The sequence below is a fragment of the Legionella genomosp. 1 genome, from assembly GCF_900640215.1.
GTDB classification, from domain to species: domain Bacteria; phylum Pseudomonadota; class Gammaproteobacteria; order Legionellales; family Legionellaceae; genus Legionella_C; species Legionella_C quinlivanii_A.
Map to the genome: position 1 here is coordinate 20,285 of NZ_CAAAJH010000008.1, position 15,056 is coordinate 35,340.

The window sequence follows — 15,056 nt, forward strand, 5'->3', positions numbered from 1 at the left end:
CTCAGAAAATTCTATCGCGCAAGTGCTGAAAACCGTATACAAACCCATGTTTTTCTTGCCTTCTTAATAATTCCCGTAATTGGCATGATTACCTTGTATGTCTGGGTTAATCTTTTCTGGTTACATTAATACACCTTGCACAGACAAAGGCGCTTCTGAGGATCCAAGTATTTTTAGCACTGAATTGCTCATCATTCTTCCATGATATCATTCTGGGTGCGCTGCCACTAAGTTAAGGAAACTCTGTAATGCATGTAGGTTGAGCCAAGGGCCCAACCTACAGTAACTTAATGGCAGTGAGTCATGGGCGGTGTTATCGAATAATTAAACCAGTCTGTTCTGAAGCCTGATTGGTTTCAGATACCACCGCTGCCTTGGAACGGCAATCAAATAAAGTTTTTACCAGAGGGAGCTGTGATAACTTGCTGGTTTGTACATAATCGTGCTGTAACAATGTCATAACCATTTTAACCACCGCAGGCTTCTTGCCTTCGGAAACGGGCTTTTGCAGTAGTTTGATACAAGCTTCGGCGCTTTCGCCGCTTGCTATACCATCATCCAGAAAAATGACCGTTTTGCCTGCCAGAGATTTAATCTTATCAGTAGGAAGCTCGAGTACATCCGGATCGCCATAGCCTTTTTGTATATTTTCGCGTTGCACTGCTTCATCAGGCATCTTATATCCGCCTTTTTTGCGAATAGTGTAAAGAGGCAGTTGTAATCGACCGGCAACTTGAGAGGCAACAGGAATCCCGCGCACTTCAGCAGTAGCAATAACCACATCTTTCCAGGCCAGACTGTTTTTCTCTATATAGCGCTGAATTTTTAATGTCATCTGTCTGACCATATGGGTATTCAAACCGGAATTTTCATGTAACTTTAATACATCAAAGAAGCGATTTCCCTTGTAGGCGTGATAAGACATATTGCGCATGGCCTCATCTCGCCTTAACTTCCAGCTCACCAGATATCGCTCTGGTGAAACGGGTACATTTTCATTGCCAATTTGTCTGTCAGCAGGCTCAGTGACTTCCTTTACCTTAAAGTCAACGGCTTCAATGCGGTTGAAAAAATGTTCTTTAAAATAATGCGTATAAGCCTGTCCCACACAGCGTCTTGCGCCCGCCGAATGATAAATGCCCGCTTGCTTTAGGTTCAGACAGGTCATTGTGCCCGCGGATAGGCTGGTACCATCCGCCAACTGGATATCTTCATCCAGAATGCGGGTGCGTATAGGGAAGAGATAGCCTTTATCCAGTCCTTGTTCATAGATTCGAGCACGCACCATTGGATCGCGAAGATCGGCATGTTCTTTGACGGCTATGGCAAGCGCTTCATACATGACATTCTCAAGAAAGTCAGGCTCAAAAATCAGATCAAAAACACAATCAGAAACAATCGCAGCAATTGTTTTCGCATCCAGACCTAGCTGCTCTTTCTCATTAAAATAATTCAAATCCGCCTCAAAGCGTTTGACCATCGACTGACTTGTAGCTTTGCCAATATATTCCTGAATCGCTTTTTTAGCGGCCTGCAGTTCTTTATTAACGGGCAGTTCATAGAGCCAGGACGTTAAGCCGCTTGGATCCAGGCTTTTATAATAATTGCTATAAAAGCATTGCTTCATCGCCGACAGTATCTGATGACGTGTTTGCTGATAAGCTTCTAAAGATACATTGTTTCCAAAAAGATACTCTGACCAGAAACTGCTGAAAAATGTATCGAATGCTGTATCCAGCTCAAAGGTTTTTGTGGCGAAAAAATGGCGGTCCAGGTGTACATCAATTAAACGTTCGATGCGTTGCCGGTCACTCTTAATCGTTTGTCCAAATGCACTGTGAATTAATTTCCATACATTCACCTGCTGTTGCTGGTCGACAAAATGACGGTCATCGCCAGAATCAGTGGCGACAAACTCGTATTTCAAGCCGGCAGCCTGTGAGAAATGCCGATACACATGACCTAAATGGCTTTTAGATTCCAGTACTTGTCTTACTTCAGCTGCGGTTTCAAGATACACCATTTTTTTATTAAACAGAGAAAAGGATAAATTCTGTGTCTTGTAATTTTCCTGCAAGGACTTGATTGATTTGTACTCGATGCCGGTTTTCCACAGTTGCGATAAAACAGATCTTAAGCCGACAGGTCTTATTTCGCTGTCAATAAGGGGTTGTTGTGCTGGAACTTCATTGCCCTTTTGCAAGACAGTATGGACTTCATCGATTCGCTGCAAATTAGCATAAATAAAAAGGCTGGTGGGTCGAATGGCCTCCGCACTGCGGATACTGATTGCTTTTTTGCAGAGATTTTCCTTGATTTGCCTGATCAAGGGCAGAGTAGTTTGCTGGTAAAAATTCAAACGTCTTTGAATTGCATCCTGATTATCATCACAGCGAGAATCCTCACGAGCTGTCAGACGCTCTTTAAGTGTTTCCTGGTCGATATCCAGATGAATTAAAGCTGCAGGTTCCCCCCCATCCTTTAACGAAGTCCTGGTATTGTGCCTCGGTGCGTGGATAGCCATCGAGTAAAATAACGCTATCCTGGTCAGTAATTGTGGCTAATTCTTCAGCCAGGATCTGTTTAATAACCTGATCTGGCAATAAATTTCCAGCACTTATCAGTGATTTGTATTCTTTTGTGATCGGATGTTCGGGATTTTCGAGATAACGACGAACCACTTCGCCCAGAGACAAATGCTTAAACTTGCTGTTCAATGCCATTAAGGCGTTGCCCTGAGTACTTTTACCGCTGCCGGGTGCGCCAGTTAATAAAACGATTTTCATGATTGACCTCATCGCAAATAAATGATGAGTTCATGATATTCACTTTCGATTGTTTTTTGTTCCCGTATTGACTACGCCCCGTAATGTTTACGGGGTGGGAAATCGCAACGCGATGGGAAGAGCGGGAGGCACTACCATTAAGTTGAGGAATTATGTCCTTCCCGCGAAGGCGGGAATCCATTCCTCAATTGGCATTATAGCTAGTTCAGAGATGGTTCCCCGCCTTCGCGGGGAGGACAGTTTAATATACAATTGAGCTTAGCTTAATGGTAGAGAGCAGGAGGACGGGGGGTTAACCATTGATGTTACCAAATTCTTTGTGCTATGGATTATTCCAGGTTAGCCATGTTTATTAAATTTGTTGGTACTCACAAAGAGTATGATCGGGTGAATGCCTCGGAGGTTGAAAATGATTAAGCCAATTCATAATGAGGGTGATTATAAGATTGCTCTCGAGCGAGTTGAGGCTCTTTGGGGCGCGAAACAACTTGGTCCGAAACGTCGCGTTAGTGATGTTTTGAATAGAAAACGTCATTTAACCCTACCGCAAATTGCCAAACTACATAAAGAATTACATATACCCTATGAGAGTTTAATTGAAGAGCGCTACTATCTTTAAGTGACAATCCCCAATATTTAAGCAGTGCGGTGTTTTATTCTTTGTTCAAATGCGTGCGGCGTTCGTTCATTGTTTCGATACTGTTGTAGATTGTCTGGCGGACAATTTCCTGCATTACTGGAATATCTTTGAGCGGAGTGCCATTAAAGATGGCGTGTGCAATGAAAAAACTGTCTTGCCACAGTTTTTCATTGGCCCGGCTGGAGGCTTTTAACCAGAGGGCAATCCATAAAAAATGGAAGAGCCACTTCTCACGGCGGGCTTCAAACTCCTCGGAAAACACTTCCTCGGTAGCTTCATCGATAGAACATACTTTGATCCCTTCGACAAAACTGCTGCAGCGGTTGACCAGCTTATCGACATGAGCGTTCTCGATATACCAGGATTCGGTGAATGATTTATTTTTCAACCAGCTTTTTGAACGCTTGAAAGACATCTCAACAATTTCAGGAGTAAAGGGATGGATTTGAACCGACAGGTCCTCTATCAAAGCTGGAATATCGATTGCCTGCGGCGTGAAATGCACTCCAAGCAGTTCCTGCATTTCAAGAAAATGCAGGTCAGGAACCTCATTTTTGGCAAGTGTCATCGCCAGAAAATGCTCACAAATTATACGGTGGTAATCAAGATCGACCACACGCAAGGTCACACTATCGTCAAAGGCCTCTTCATAATAACGATTTATTTCTGCAGTGGTCATTATTGGGGTGACCCAGACATCCTTTATTCCTATTTCATCTTTGAATAGCAGGCCGCAAAGTCGATTGTTTCGGCCCAGCTTTACATGAATAAATAGCCCCTGAGCGCCGCTTCCATCCACTTCACTGGCCTTGATTCGCTTAATTTCCCCGTGAGGAGGGGGCTGTAGAATAACTCCCTTTTTCCGCTGGATTTTAATCCAGCGATTAAACTGCTCATGATATTCTGCAGGATACCAATTCTTGATAGCCTGCAAGCGGGTCAGCGACGCAGAGCTGAAAGTTACGCCGTTAACAATTTCCTCATGGGCTGCGATTACTATTTCCCGAACGAAGTGTTTGGGGTGAAGCAACATGAGTAAGGCAATATCCTGGCCTTCCGGAATGCTGTAGAGATCAAATACCAGATCGGCAAAGAACTCCACCGGCATGGCATAGCTCTGAGCAAAAAAGTTTTCGGCGATATCGAAAATACTGAGCTCTGATAATTCATTAATCATATCCTGGATGGCTTTAAGATGATTAACTTCTTCTTCAGGACTAATTTCTTCTTCCTGCCCCGCCAGCTCAAGATAGGCATCGCGCAACTCATCTGACAGTTCGGCATGCACATCGTAAAAAGCGTTTAAAATAGGCAGCCAGAAACTCAGCGTATGCGAGGCGGTTCTGATAGTACGAGCAAGATGCGACATCAGCTGATCAAGAATTTTAATCGCCGATTTACTGCCGCTTTCCAGTGCAGACTGGAGTTGAGCGACACAAATATCCAATGCATAGATACAGGCTGAATAATAGGAGCGTGTTTCCTCCAGTTTCTCTTCAGACATATGATCAAGCAGATCAACCAGCTGAGAAGCCAGATGAGGCTCCTGGAGAAAAGAATTCACATAATGGGGCTCTGGATCGGCGTTATTTTCAATTAACGCCGCCATCTGCTCAATCCATTGTTTTAATTTCGTAAAGTCTTCAGTCATGGGGTCTGAGGTACCTGTCTTGGCGCTCCATGTTCGTCAATGGCTACAAAAACAAATATACCTTCGGTTACTTTATATTTTCCAGATACAGCGGCGCCAGGTTCGGCCCAAACCTCAACAGCGATGGTCATTGAGGTTTTACCCGTTTTGACTAACTCAACATGACAGCTGACCACATCACCTACGTGTACGGGCTTTAGAAATGTCATTGAGTTAATCGCCACGGTAACTGCGCGGCCATGAGATATCTTCTTTGCCAATACTCCGGCCGCCAGGTCCATTTGCGAAACAATCCAGCCGCCAAAAATATCGCCGTTGGCGTTCGTTGAGGCAGGCATGGCCAATGTTTGAATGGTAATTTCGCCGCGCGGAGTATCAGTCATATCAGGAACCACGTTTCAATTTGGACAGGGCATCGGCCATTGCCGTATTAAACACGCCTTTTTTAACCGGCTTTTCGGGCTGTTTCTTATCATGGGCTGGCTTAGAGCCTTTTAATACTTTTTTCGGCCCCGGGTTTTTGGCTGATTCGGTTGGCTTGCCGGGCTTTCTCACCGAAACGTTTGACTTTTCCTCATCAAGAATCATGCTTAAGCCAATTCGTCGTCGTTCCTTGTCGACTTCGACCACCTTCACTTTGACGATATCGCCGGCTTTTACAATAGTGTGCGGGTCACTGATAAAGCGATTAGTCATTGCTGAAATATGAACTAAACCATCCTGATGAACACCGACGTCGACAAAGGCACCAAAATTAGTCACATTGCTGACGACGCCTTCGAGAATCATACCTGTTTCCAGCTGGCTAATATCTTCCACACCCTCTTTAAAGGAGGCGGTTTTGAACTCAGGACGTGGATCGCGTCCAGGTTTTTCCAGCTCACGAAGCACATCACGAATGGTGGGTAAACCGAATTGATCATCGGCAAACTCTGCGGCGTTAACGCTGTTCAGGAGTTTATGATTTCCAATAATTTGTCGGATTTCAACATTATGTCTGGCCAGTATTTTTTCAACCAGAGGATAGGCTTCCGGATGTACTGAAGAGGCGTCAAGTGGATTTGCCCCATTCATAATCCGCAGGAAACCGGCAGCCTGCTGGAAGGTTTTCTCTCCCATGCGCGGAACCTTTTTCAGTTCTTCACGGCTGCTGAATACACCATTTTCATCGCGATACTGCACCAGGTTTTTCGCTAAGGTTTCATTTAAGCCTGAAACGCGAGTCAGCAGAGAAACCGAGGCCGTATTGACATCGACCCCAACGCTATTCACACAGTCTTCTACTACTGCGTCAAGGCTACGCGCCAGACGTGTCTGATTTACATCGTGCTGATATTGCCCTACACCAATCGACTTAGGCTCAATTTTAACCAGCTCTGCCAGAGGATCCTGAAGGCGTCTGGCAATGGAAACAGCGCCGCGTAATGTTACGTCCAAATCAGGAAATTCATTGGCTGCTAATTCGGAGGCGGAATAGACAGAAGCCCCTGCTTCATTCACCACGATTTTAGTCAATTTCAGATCAGGATACATTTTCATCAGATCAGCAACCAAACGCTCGGTGTCTCTGGAGCCGGTTCCATTGCCAATACTGAGCAGATTGACATTATGGCGGGCAGCCAGTTTGGCGAGCTCAGCGATGGACTGATGCCATTCATTGTGTGGTGCAAAGGGGAAGATAGTAGTGTAGTCGAGCAGTTTTCCGGTGATATCAACGACTACCACCTTCACGCCGGTACGGATGCCGGGATCAAGACCTATGGTAATTTTTTGTCCGGCTGGGGCACCGAGCAGTAAGCCGCGTAAATTTCTGGCGAACACCTGGATTGCTTCTTCATCCGCTGCTTCTCGTAAACGGGCCAGTAATTCAAGCTCAAGTTTGGTGAATAATTTAATTTTCCAGGTCATACGGACTGTTTCCTGGAGCCAGGCATCAGCGGCACGTTTTTGATCGACAATACCGAAATAGCGGCCCACATGCTCTTCACCGTAATTCTCATTGTCATTGAGCTGAAGCGATAATTGTAAAACGCTTTCCCGACGCCCGCGGAATAATGCCAGGGCACGGTGAGAGGGGATTTTTTTTAATGGTTCTTCATAAGCAAAATAATCCGAGAATTTGCTGGCATTATTTTTCTTGTCGCTACTGGTGGCACTGCCTGTTGATTTTAAAACAGCATGTTGCCATAAATACTCGCGCAGCTCGTTAATCAGTTCAGCATTTTCTGCAAATTGCTCCATGAGGATTTGTCGTGCACCTTCCAGTGCTGCTTTTTCATCTTCAATGCCTGCCTCAGCATTAATGAATTTGAGCGCTTCCTGTTCGGGGGATAAGTTGGGATCTGCCAGGAGCGATGTGGCCAGCGGTTCGAGTCCTGCTTCACGGGCAATCTGTGCTTTGGTGCGGCGTTTGGGGCGGTAGGGCAGATATAAGTCCTCAAGCCTTGTTTTGGTGTCAGCGGCAAGAATGCTGGCTTCAAGTTCTGGTGTTAATTTTTCCTGCTCTTTAATCGACTGAAGAATGACATTACGACGTTCATCCATTTCGCGCAGATAATAGAGGCGCGATTCCAGGTGTCGCAATTGGTTGTCATCAAGTCCGCCCGTTACTTCTTTACGATAGCGGGAAATAAAAGGAACAGTGGCGCCCTCATCCAATAAGCGAATGCTGGTTTCTACCTGAGAAACATTCACTTTCAATTCCTGTGCAATGATGGTTGCAGCCGACAGCATTTTTTGTGACATTCACATCCCCGTAAGACAAAACTGTTAAATCGCCAGCATTATATACTTATCAGTATTTAATTTGCGAGATTTTCAGCGGTGATTATATACAATAAGCAGGTATTTGGGAGTACTCATTGATTTATCTTTTTACATAGCCCGATCGTAAACGGTCGGGCCAGGTGAATTTCAATCAATAAATTAAGAACGAATACCGCTTTTCAATTTATTAATAACAGGATTACTCTACCGTTACTGACTTGGCCAGATTGCGCGGCTGATCCACATCCGTACCTTTGGCTACGGCTACATAGTAGGCAAGTAACTGCAAAGGAATGGTATAAACAATGGGGGCTATCCATGATCCACAGGCGGGAACAGGGATGAGTCTGGCCCCATTGGGCTGCCATTTGTGAGAGTCGTCTGCAAAAACAATCAGCTGGCCGCCACGTGCACTGACTTCGTGAAGATTGGACTTTAATTTATCAAGTAATTCATCATTGGGAGCGACGGCAATGACCGGCATATGTTTGTCAACCAGCGCCAGAGGGCCATGTTTAAGCTCACCGGCGGGATAGGCCTCCGCATGAATGTAGGAGATCTCTTTCAATTTGAGTGCGCCTTCCAGAGCGACGGGATATTGCGTTCCCCTTCCCAGAAACAGGGTGTGGGATTTTGAAACGAATAATGCCGATAAGCTCTCAATTTCATTACTCATTTGCAAAGCGCGCTCACAGCATGAGGGCAATTCCTGCAACTGCTGCAATACTGTATTCGCTCTTTCGTCTTTACATAATGCAGCAGCCAACATTAAAAAGGCGGCCAATTGCGTAGTAAACGCCTTGGTTGATGCCACGCCAATCTCTAATCCTGCGCGGGTCAGGAAAACACAATCAGATTCTCTGACCAGAGTGCTGGTGGCAATATTGCAAATGGACAATGTGGCCAGATAGTTTGAATTTTTTGCCTTGTAAAGAGCAGCCAGTGTATCGGCTGTTTCACCGGACTGAGAAACAGTGATAAAAAGAGTGTTTTTTTCAACAACAACGTCGCGGTATCGATATTCGCTGGCAATTTCAACCTGAGTGGGAATGCCTGTCAGAGATTCGAGCCAATAGCGCGCGACTAATCCGGCATGGTAGCTGGTGCCGCAGGCGACAATATGGATTTGCCTGACTTGCGGAAAAATGTGATTCGCACGTTCTCCAAAACTGGCTTTAAGTATATCGATGCTTTGAATACGGCCCTCAAGCGTATCGGTCAAAACCTTGGTTTGTTCGTAAATTTCTTTCAGCATAAAATGGCGATAAGGGCCTTTGCTGGCTGACTGGCCATCATCTTCCAGCGGATGATGGGGACGTTTAACTGGTTTTAGCTGTGCATTAAACAGTTCTACCTGTCCTTTATGCAGCCGGGCGCTATCGCCTTCTTCCAGATAAATCACCGATTGCGCGAACGACCGCAAGGCCAGCGGATCTGAGGCAATGAACATCTCATCGATTCCTATGCCAATCACAAGCGGGCTTCCCTTGCGTAGTGCAATGAGCTCATGAGGGCGTTGCTGATGGATCACGCCAATGGCAAAAGCCCCATGCATGGCAGAGCTTGCTTCCTGGACAGCACGCAAAAGGTTTTCATGCTGCTGATAAAAGTGATGAACTAAATGAGCGGCGACTTCTGTATCGGTCTCTGAGGTAAATTGATAGCCTTTGGTCTTTAGATCTTCCCGGAGTGCTTCATGGTTTTCAATGATGCCATTGTGGACTATGGCGATTTCATTATGTGATAAATGAGGGTGCGCATTAAGTTCGCAGGGTTTTCCGTGAGTTGCCCAGCGAGTGTGTGCAATCCCTGTCGTACCGGCAATGGCGGTTTCCTGCATGGCGTCTGCCAATGCCTGGACCTTGCCTTGCATGCGAACACGTTTCAGACGGCTATGCGAATCGATAACTGCAATACCTGCTGAATCATATCCACGATATTCCAGACGGCGCAAACCCTCCAGCAAAATACGACTCACATCTCGTTGGGAGATTGCTCCGATGATTCCACACATAATAATGGCTCCTTCATATTTTAATTATTGCCTATATAACAAGACCGGGCTTTTTATTCATTGTAAAGAACCTGAAATTATGCCACAAAAACCCCCACAATCTAAAGATTTGTAGGTGTCTGGCATTGAGTTCGATAACCATGCTCTTTCATTGCCTCACAAATTTCATAGGCGAGATAGCGGTGAACACGGGTTGTAGGATGTAATTCGTCCCAGAATAAATAGGCGTCCGGATTATCGCAGACATGATAATTTTTATCACCTGCCGCAAAATTACTGTCGCGATAGTGAAGAACCTGCAAATACTCAAGAACGTAGTTTCCTGCGAATGGGGAAGCGACAAGCGTATTGAACATTGGAAGTTTAATATCGATGCAGGCATCCATGGTATTGTTTATGCCAAACTGTTCCGGATTGTTTAAGGCTTTTTCAAAATAAGACTGAACGGGAATGAAGAGAAAGTCGACCTGAGGCATGATCAGCCGCCATTCTTCAACTCGAAGAGCCAGGCGTTCATTATGCTGCTGAATGGCGTTATTAAGAACCGGACGGTCATAGGTACGGTTGAATTTGGGAATATGACCAATTTCAGGTAATCCAATGACCACAATATGCGTGGCTCCTGCGCTGACCAGTTTTTTTACCCCTGAACCCAGGCCGTCCAGCACATTATCAATATAGCTGTTCATTACCGCCGGATTATAATTGTCCTCAAATTTTAAGACGTTAACATAGTCATTAGCCCCGCTGAACACAAAATAAATCGTCTGGCTGTCCAGGCGTTCATGGACCAATAAATAGGATTGAATCGTCAATCCAAGACTCGGGGGAATTAATTTTCCGACCACCAGTGTTTTCAGAGTATTGATTGGATGGCGGATTAAATTCCACACAGTCAGTTGATAATCATAGCTCACCGCCCAACTGCCGCCAAATGCCTGATCATCGAAAACGCGCAAATCCTCACGATCGACATTAAGCATCGGCGCCAGGTATTCACTCCAGATACGGCCATTTGAAAAATGATGCTGCCAGTAGGGATCGCCTGGCAAAACAGGAACCTGTCTCACTTTACCGATTAAATTGGCTAGTAAGGGGGCCAAATCCTCATCAAAAAAATGGGTGACCAAATCAATACCTGAATCCAGTACCACCTGCGGCACATAGTAATCATTGGCAAATTCAGTCATTTTGTTTATTACAAACACTTTAAGAGGTTTAACCAGAAAGGCAGGATGTTCATCTTGCCGCAATGCTTTAAGCAGGTGGGTTGTATTGCCTGTGTCAGACAAACTGTCGCCAAAAATTACCATCGCTTTAACTGCTGGTGCAGCAGAAAGGCCAAAGGGCAGCCACAGCATAATAACAAACAAAAACCGGCACATCCTGGTGCAGTTTGGCATAGCTCTCTCCTTAGAGTCTGTAAAACCTGATCTTGCCTGAAGAACAGGGTGTAACATGGGCTGCTGATCACGTCCATAAATTAAATTTAACTGTCATCCCTGCGCGGGAATGACAATAGCACCAGCCCTCATCCATTTAGATTAGAACTCTCAATGATTTATTGTCAAATATAACCTGGAAAGACATGGTGTGTTATGATGAGAATGGCTGGGTAAGGGATTAAGTTTTAGTCTGCAATAACCTGCCTCATCAACGCTTCTTCATCAGCCTTGCCCGCTCACGCTGCCAGTCACGTTCTTTGATACTATCCCGCTTATCATGCGTTTTTTTACCTTTTGCCAAAGCCAGCTTCATCTTGACGCGGTTTTTTTTCCAATACAGAGACAAGGGGATTAAGGTATATCCCTGGCGTTCGACGCTGCCGATGAGTTGATTAAGCTCCTGGCGGTTTAACAGTAATTTACGGGTGCGAGTGGGGTCTGGCTGTAAATGAGCGGCAGCAGTGGGCAAGGGTTGAATCTGGGCGCCCAGTAAAAATGCCTCGCCGTATTTTACAATCACATGCGCATCGGACAAATTAATTTTTCCTGCCCGCAGGCTTTTGACTTCCCATCCCTGCAGAACGATCCCCGCCTCGTATTCGTTTTCGATGAAATAATCAAACCGTGCTTTTTTATTAAGCGCAATGCTTGAGTTTTTAGAGTTGTCGTTTGACATAATGAATTCTTCGGATTACTAAATGTTGGAATTATACTCTGAGTAAGTGATTTATAGTATGCAGATTAATAAAAAGAGAGGTTATTTCTTGCGAATTGTACTAGGATATTAACTTTAAATCAGGGAATTACTATGAAAACAGGTGAACTGGTTAAGGATTTTCAATTTGTTGCCACAAATGATCTTGAGCAGAAACTTAGTGATTATCGCGGCAAATGGCTTGTGCTTTATTTTTATCCAAAGGACGCGACACCCGGCTGTACTCTGGAGAGTCAGAATTTCCGTGATGCCCACTCCAGATTTAAACATCTCAATGCTGAAATTCTTGGAATTTCCCGCGACAGTCTTAGCTCGCATGATAAATTTAAATGCAAGCAGGAACTGCCATTTGAATTAATAAGTGATCAGGATGAAGCCATTTGTAATTTGTTTGATGTCATCAAAATGAAAATGATGTACGGCAAGCAGGTCAGGGGAATTGAACGCAGCACCTTCCTGATTGATCCTGAAGGGGTATTGCGCAAGGAATGGCGCAAGGTCAGCGTGGACAATCACGTGAAGGAAGTTCTGGATGAGTTGAAAGCACTTCAGGCATGATCTATGCAGGGAGTGAGTTGTGTTGATGACTACTATAATAAGGCGGTCTTATGGATACTAAAAAGTTATTTGTACTCGACACCAATATCCTGATGCATGATCCCACTGCTATTTATCGTTTTGACGAACACGATATTTACTTACCCATGGTTGTTCTCGAGGAGCTTGACAGTCATAAAACCGGTTTGTCGGAAGTGGCGCGCAACGTACGCCAGGTGAACCGTATGCTGGTGGAGTTAATGGCGCATGCTACTCATCAGGAGGTTGTGGCTGGTTTGCCGCTAAATGGCGTTCTCAGTAATCATGATCACAAAGGCAGCGGCCGCCTGTTTTTTCAAACCCATGAATTTGAAGGGGTGAGGCCAATTTCTCTCCCCGGACACAAAGCGGATAACACCATTCTGGCGACCGCTCTTGGCCTGCAGAAACAGTTCGCCCCGCGTCAGGTCATTATCATTTCTAAAGACATCAATCTGCGTATAAAAGCCGGTATTCTCGGGATTTTAGCGGAAGATTATTACAATGATCTGGTAGTTGATGATGTTAATCTTTTACACAGTGGTCTCCATATTCTGGAAAATGACTTCTGGGATGCGCATGGCAAGGATATGAATGCCTGGCAGGAAGGGGGACGGTCGTATTATAAAATCAGCGGTCCGCTGATTAAGCACTGGTATTATAATGACTGCATCAGTACGCGCGATAATCAATTCCAGGGCATTGTTAAACAACTCACACCCGAGCATGCGGTGGTTCAGGTTGCCAGAGACTATACGCAGGCCAAACATGGCGTCTGGGGAATTAATGCGCGTAATCGCGAGCAGAATTTCGCTTTAAATCTCTTGCTGGATCAGGATATTGATTTTGTTACTCTGCAAGGTTCCGCAGGTACCGGCAAGACGCTGCTGACTATCGCTGCCGGTTTGACCCAGGTACTGGATCAGAATCGTTATAATGAAATTCTGATGACTCGCATTACTATTCCAGTAGGTGAAGATATTGGATTCTTACCCGGAACAGAAGAAGAAAAAATGACTCCATGGATGGGTGCTCTGATGGATAATCTTGAGGTGCTTCACAGTTCGCAGGAAGGGGGAAGTTTCGGGCGTGGTGCCACCCAGGATTTACTGCAGAATAAAATCAAAATCCGCTCATTGAATTTTATGCGCGGCCGTACCTTTCTGAACCGCTATATCATTATCGATGAAGCGCAGAACCTGACAGCCAAACAGATTAAAACCCTGGTGACCCGTGCAGGCCCCGGAAGCAAAATTATTTGCCTTGGAGATATCAAGCAGATTGATACACCTTATTTAACAGAAAGGACCTCGGGACTGACCTTTGCCGTGGACCGATTTAAGCATTGGCAACACAGTGCGCATATGACTTTAACGCGTGGAGAGCGATCAAGGCTTGCACATTATGCGGCAGACCATTTATAGTACGCGTTTTACAAAGGATAAACAATGCACACTCAAGCCATTACATTTGACGACGTCTTATTGGTGCCTGCTTATAATCATCATGAATCGCGACGTGTCGTTGATATCAGCATGCAAGACAGACTGGGTAAGCTCAAGCTGCAATTGCCGGTGATCAGTTCCAACATGGACACCATCACCGAAAGCAAAATGGCCAATTTCATGCACAGCAAAGGCGGCATGGGCGCTTTGCATCGCTTTTTAAGTATTGAGGAGAATATCAGCGAGTTTAAGCAATGTCTTGGGCCAGTGTTCGTTTCGGTGGGATGTTCTGATGCGGAGTTACAAAGAGCGGAGGCGCTGCGCGACGCGGGGGCTGATTATTTTTGCGTAGATGTGGCGCATGGTCATGCCAAGTATGTGGGCAAGATGCTGAAGGAGCTTCGTAAAATCGTCGGCGACCGCTGTATTATGGCGGGAAATGTCGCTACCTATGCCGGCGCTGATTATCTGGCTTCTTGCGGCGCTGATATTATTAAGGCAGGAGTCGGCGGCGGCTCCGTATGCAGCACGCGTATTAAAACCGGCTTCGGTATCCCCATGTTAACCTGCATACAGGAGTGCGCACGGACTGATCGTTCCATTGTCGCGGACGGCGGGATTAGAACCTCCGGAGATATCGTGAAAGCGCTCGCTTTTGGCGCTGATTTCGTAATGATTGGCGGTATGCTGGCGGGTTCTGAGCCTACGCCCGGGGAAGTTATTACCAAAGAAGATGGACGCAAGGTCAAGCGCTATCGCGGCATGGCTTCGCGTGAAGCGCAGGAAGATTTCCACGGGCAAATGAATGAATGGAAAACAGCTGAGGGAGTCGCAACCGAAGTGCAATATCGTGACACTCAGGATGGCACCATTGCCGATATTATTGGCGGTTTACGTTCCGGTTTAACCTATGCCGGTGCTGATAGCATCAGTGAGTTGCAACGCAAACTCGATTATGTGGTGGTCACTCAGGCCGGTCGTCTGGAAAGTTTGCCACATAAGCTGATGGAAGGTTAAG

Annotated in this window: 13 protein-coding genes; 5 read left to right on the forward strand and 8 right to left on the reverse strand. The window is 45.6% G+C overall.

What is annotated here, in order from left to right; translation table 11 throughout:
• Nucleotides 1–313 precede the first annotated feature (313 nt).
• Nucleotides 314–2,524, reverse strand: coding sequence for a phosphoribosyltransferase family protein (locus tag E1O89_RS09025; protein ID WP_133139883.1), 2,211 nt, complete (start codon nt 2,522–2,524; stop codon nt 314–316).
• Nucleotides 2,424–2,786 carry an adenylate kinase family protein gene (locus E1O89_RS09030; RefSeq protein WP_165483113.1) on the reverse strand — a complete coding sequence of 121 codons (363 nt, stop codon included), beginning with the start codon at nt 2,784–2,786 and terminating at the stop codon, nt 2,424–2,426. Before E1O89_RS09030 ends, E1O89_RS09025 begins: the two co-directional genes overlap by 101 nt.
• A gap of 312 nt (nt 2,787–3,098) precedes the next feature.
• Between E1O89_RS09030 and E1O89_RS09035 the strand changes: the two genes are divergently transcribed.
• Both E1O89_RS09035 and E1O89_RS09040 read left to right on the forward strand, forming a co-directional pair.
• Nucleotides 3,099–3,203 (forward strand): type II toxin-antitoxin system HigB family toxin, encoded by a 105-nt coding sequence (locus E1O89_RS09035; protein ID WP_262337484.1) that lies wholly within the window; start codon nt 3,099–3,101, stop codon nt 3,201–3,203.
• Entirely contained in the window at nt 3,196–3,405 is a 210-nt protein-coding gene (locus E1O89_RS09040; protein WP_133139885.1) for a hypothetical protein, read from the forward strand. Before E1O89_RS09035 ends, E1O89_RS09040 begins: the two co-directional genes overlap by 8 nt.
• 34 nt (nt 3,406–3,439) lie before the next feature.
• On the opposite strand, the gene E1O89_RS09045 is transcribed toward E1O89_RS09040, so the two are convergent.
• From E1O89_RS09045 to smpB, 6 genes are all read right to left on the reverse strand, one after another.
• Nucleotides 3,440–5,077, reverse strand: coding sequence for a hypothetical protein (locus E1O89_RS09045; protein WP_133139886.1), 1,638 nt, complete (start codon nt 5,075–5,077; stop codon nt 3,440–3,442).
• The gene (gene yciA, locus E1O89_RS09050) at nt 5,074–5,460 is read right to left on the reverse strand and encodes an acyl-CoA thioester hydrolase YciA (RefSeq protein ID WP_112219518.1); all 387 of its coding nucleotides are present in this window, start codon (nt 5,458–5,460) and stop codon (nt 5,074–5,076) included. The genes E1O89_RS09045 and yciA overlap by 4 nt, the downstream gene beginning before the upstream one ends.
• Nucleotide 5,461: 1 nt before the next feature.
• Nucleotides 5,462–7,822, reverse strand: coding sequence for a Tex family protein (locus E1O89_RS09055; protein ID WP_133139887.1), 2,361 nt, complete (start codon nt 7,820–7,822; stop codon nt 5,462–5,464).
• 220 nt (nt 7,823–8,042) lie between these two features.
• Nucleotides 8,043–9,857 carry a glutamine--fructose-6-phosphate transaminase (isomerizing) gene (glmS, locus tag E1O89_RS09060; protein WP_133139888.1) on the reverse strand — a complete coding sequence of 605 codons (1,815 nt, stop codon included), beginning with the start codon at nt 9,855–9,857 and terminating at the stop codon, nt 8,043–8,045.
• A 101-nt stretch (nt 9,858–9,958) separates the two neighbouring features.
• Nucleotides 9,959–11,260, reverse strand: a complete 1,302-nt coding sequence (gene plaC / locus E1O89_RS09065) for a lysophospholipase/glycerophospholipid:cholesterol acyltransferase PlaC (RefSeq protein WP_133139889.1) — start codon at nt 11,258–11,260, stop codon at nt 9,959–9,961.
• A gap of 250 nt (nt 11,261–11,510) precedes the next feature.
• Nucleotides 11,511–11,978 carry an SsrA-binding protein SmpB gene (smpB, locus tag E1O89_RS09070; RefSeq protein ID WP_058507067.1) on the reverse strand — a complete coding sequence of 156 codons (468 nt, stop codon included), beginning with the start codon at nt 11,976–11,978 and terminating at the stop codon, nt 11,511–11,513.
• 132 nt (nt 11,979–12,110) lie between these two features.
• Between smpB and E1O89_RS09075 the strand changes: the two genes are divergently transcribed.
• From E1O89_RS09075 to E1O89_RS09085, 3 genes are read left to right on the forward strand one after another with little or no spacing between them, the layout of a single operon-like run.
• Complete coding sequence (locus tag E1O89_RS09075) at nt 12,111–12,575, forward strand: peroxiredoxin (RefSeq protein WP_112219514.1); 465 nt, start codon at nt 12,111–12,113, stop codon at nt 12,573–12,575.
• A gap of 50 nt (nt 12,576–12,625) precedes the next feature.
• Nucleotides 12,626–14,017, forward strand: a complete 1,392-nt coding sequence (locus E1O89_RS09080; RefSeq protein WP_133139890.1) for a PhoH family protein — start codon at nt 12,626–12,628, stop codon at nt 14,015–14,017.
• A gap of 24 nt (nt 14,018–14,041) precedes the next feature.
• Entirely contained in the window at nt 14,042–15,055 is a 1,014-nt protein-coding gene (locus E1O89_RS09085; RefSeq protein ID WP_133139891.1) for a guanosine monophosphate reductase, read from the forward strand.
• Nucleotide 15,056 lies beyond the last annotated feature (1 nt).

Coding starts and splice junctions, on each gene's coding strand:
- E1O89_RS09025 (WP_133139883.1), bottom strand. CDS start 2,524: ATGGCTATCCACGCACCGAGGCACAATACCAGGACTTCGTTAAAGGAT.
- E1O89_RS09030 (WP_165483113.1), bottom strand. CDS start 2,786: ATGAAAATCGTTTTATTAACTGGCGCACCCGGCAGCGGTAAAAGTACT.
- E1O89_RS09040 (WP_133139885.1), top strand. CDS start 3,196: ATGATTAAGCCAATTCATAATGAGGGTGATTATAAGATTGCTCTCGAG.
- E1O89_RS09045 (WP_133139886.1), bottom strand. CDS start 5,077: ATGACTGAAGACTTTACGAAATTAAAACAATGGATTGAGCAGATGGCG.
- yciA (WP_112219518.1), bottom strand. CDS start 5,460: ATGACTGATACTCCGCGCGGCGAAATTACCATTCAAACATTGGCCATG.
- E1O89_RS09055 (WP_133139887.1), bottom strand. CDS start 7,822: ATGTCACAAAAAATGCTGTCGGCTGCAACCATCATTGCACAGGAATTG.
- glmS (WP_133139888.1), bottom strand. CDS start 9,857: ATGTGTGGAATCATCGGAGCAATCTCCCAACGAGATGTGAGTCGTATT.
- plaC (WP_133139889.1), bottom strand. CDS start 11,260: ATGCCAAACTGCACCAGGATGTGCCGGTTTTTGTTTGTTATTATGCTG.
- smpB (WP_058507067.1), bottom strand. CDS start 11,978: ATGTCAAACGACAACTCTAAAAACTCAAGCATTGCGCTTAATAAAAAA.
- E1O89_RS09075 (WP_112219514.1), top strand. CDS start 12,111: ATGAAAACAGGTGAACTGGTTAAGGATTTTCAATTTGTTGCCACAAAT.
- E1O89_RS09080 (WP_133139890.1), top strand. CDS start 12,626: ATGGATACTAAAAAGTTATTTGTACTCGACACCAATATCCTGATGCAT.
- E1O89_RS09085 (WP_133139891.1), top strand. CDS start 14,042: ATGCACACTCAAGCCATTACATTTGACGACGTCTTATTGGTGCCTGCT.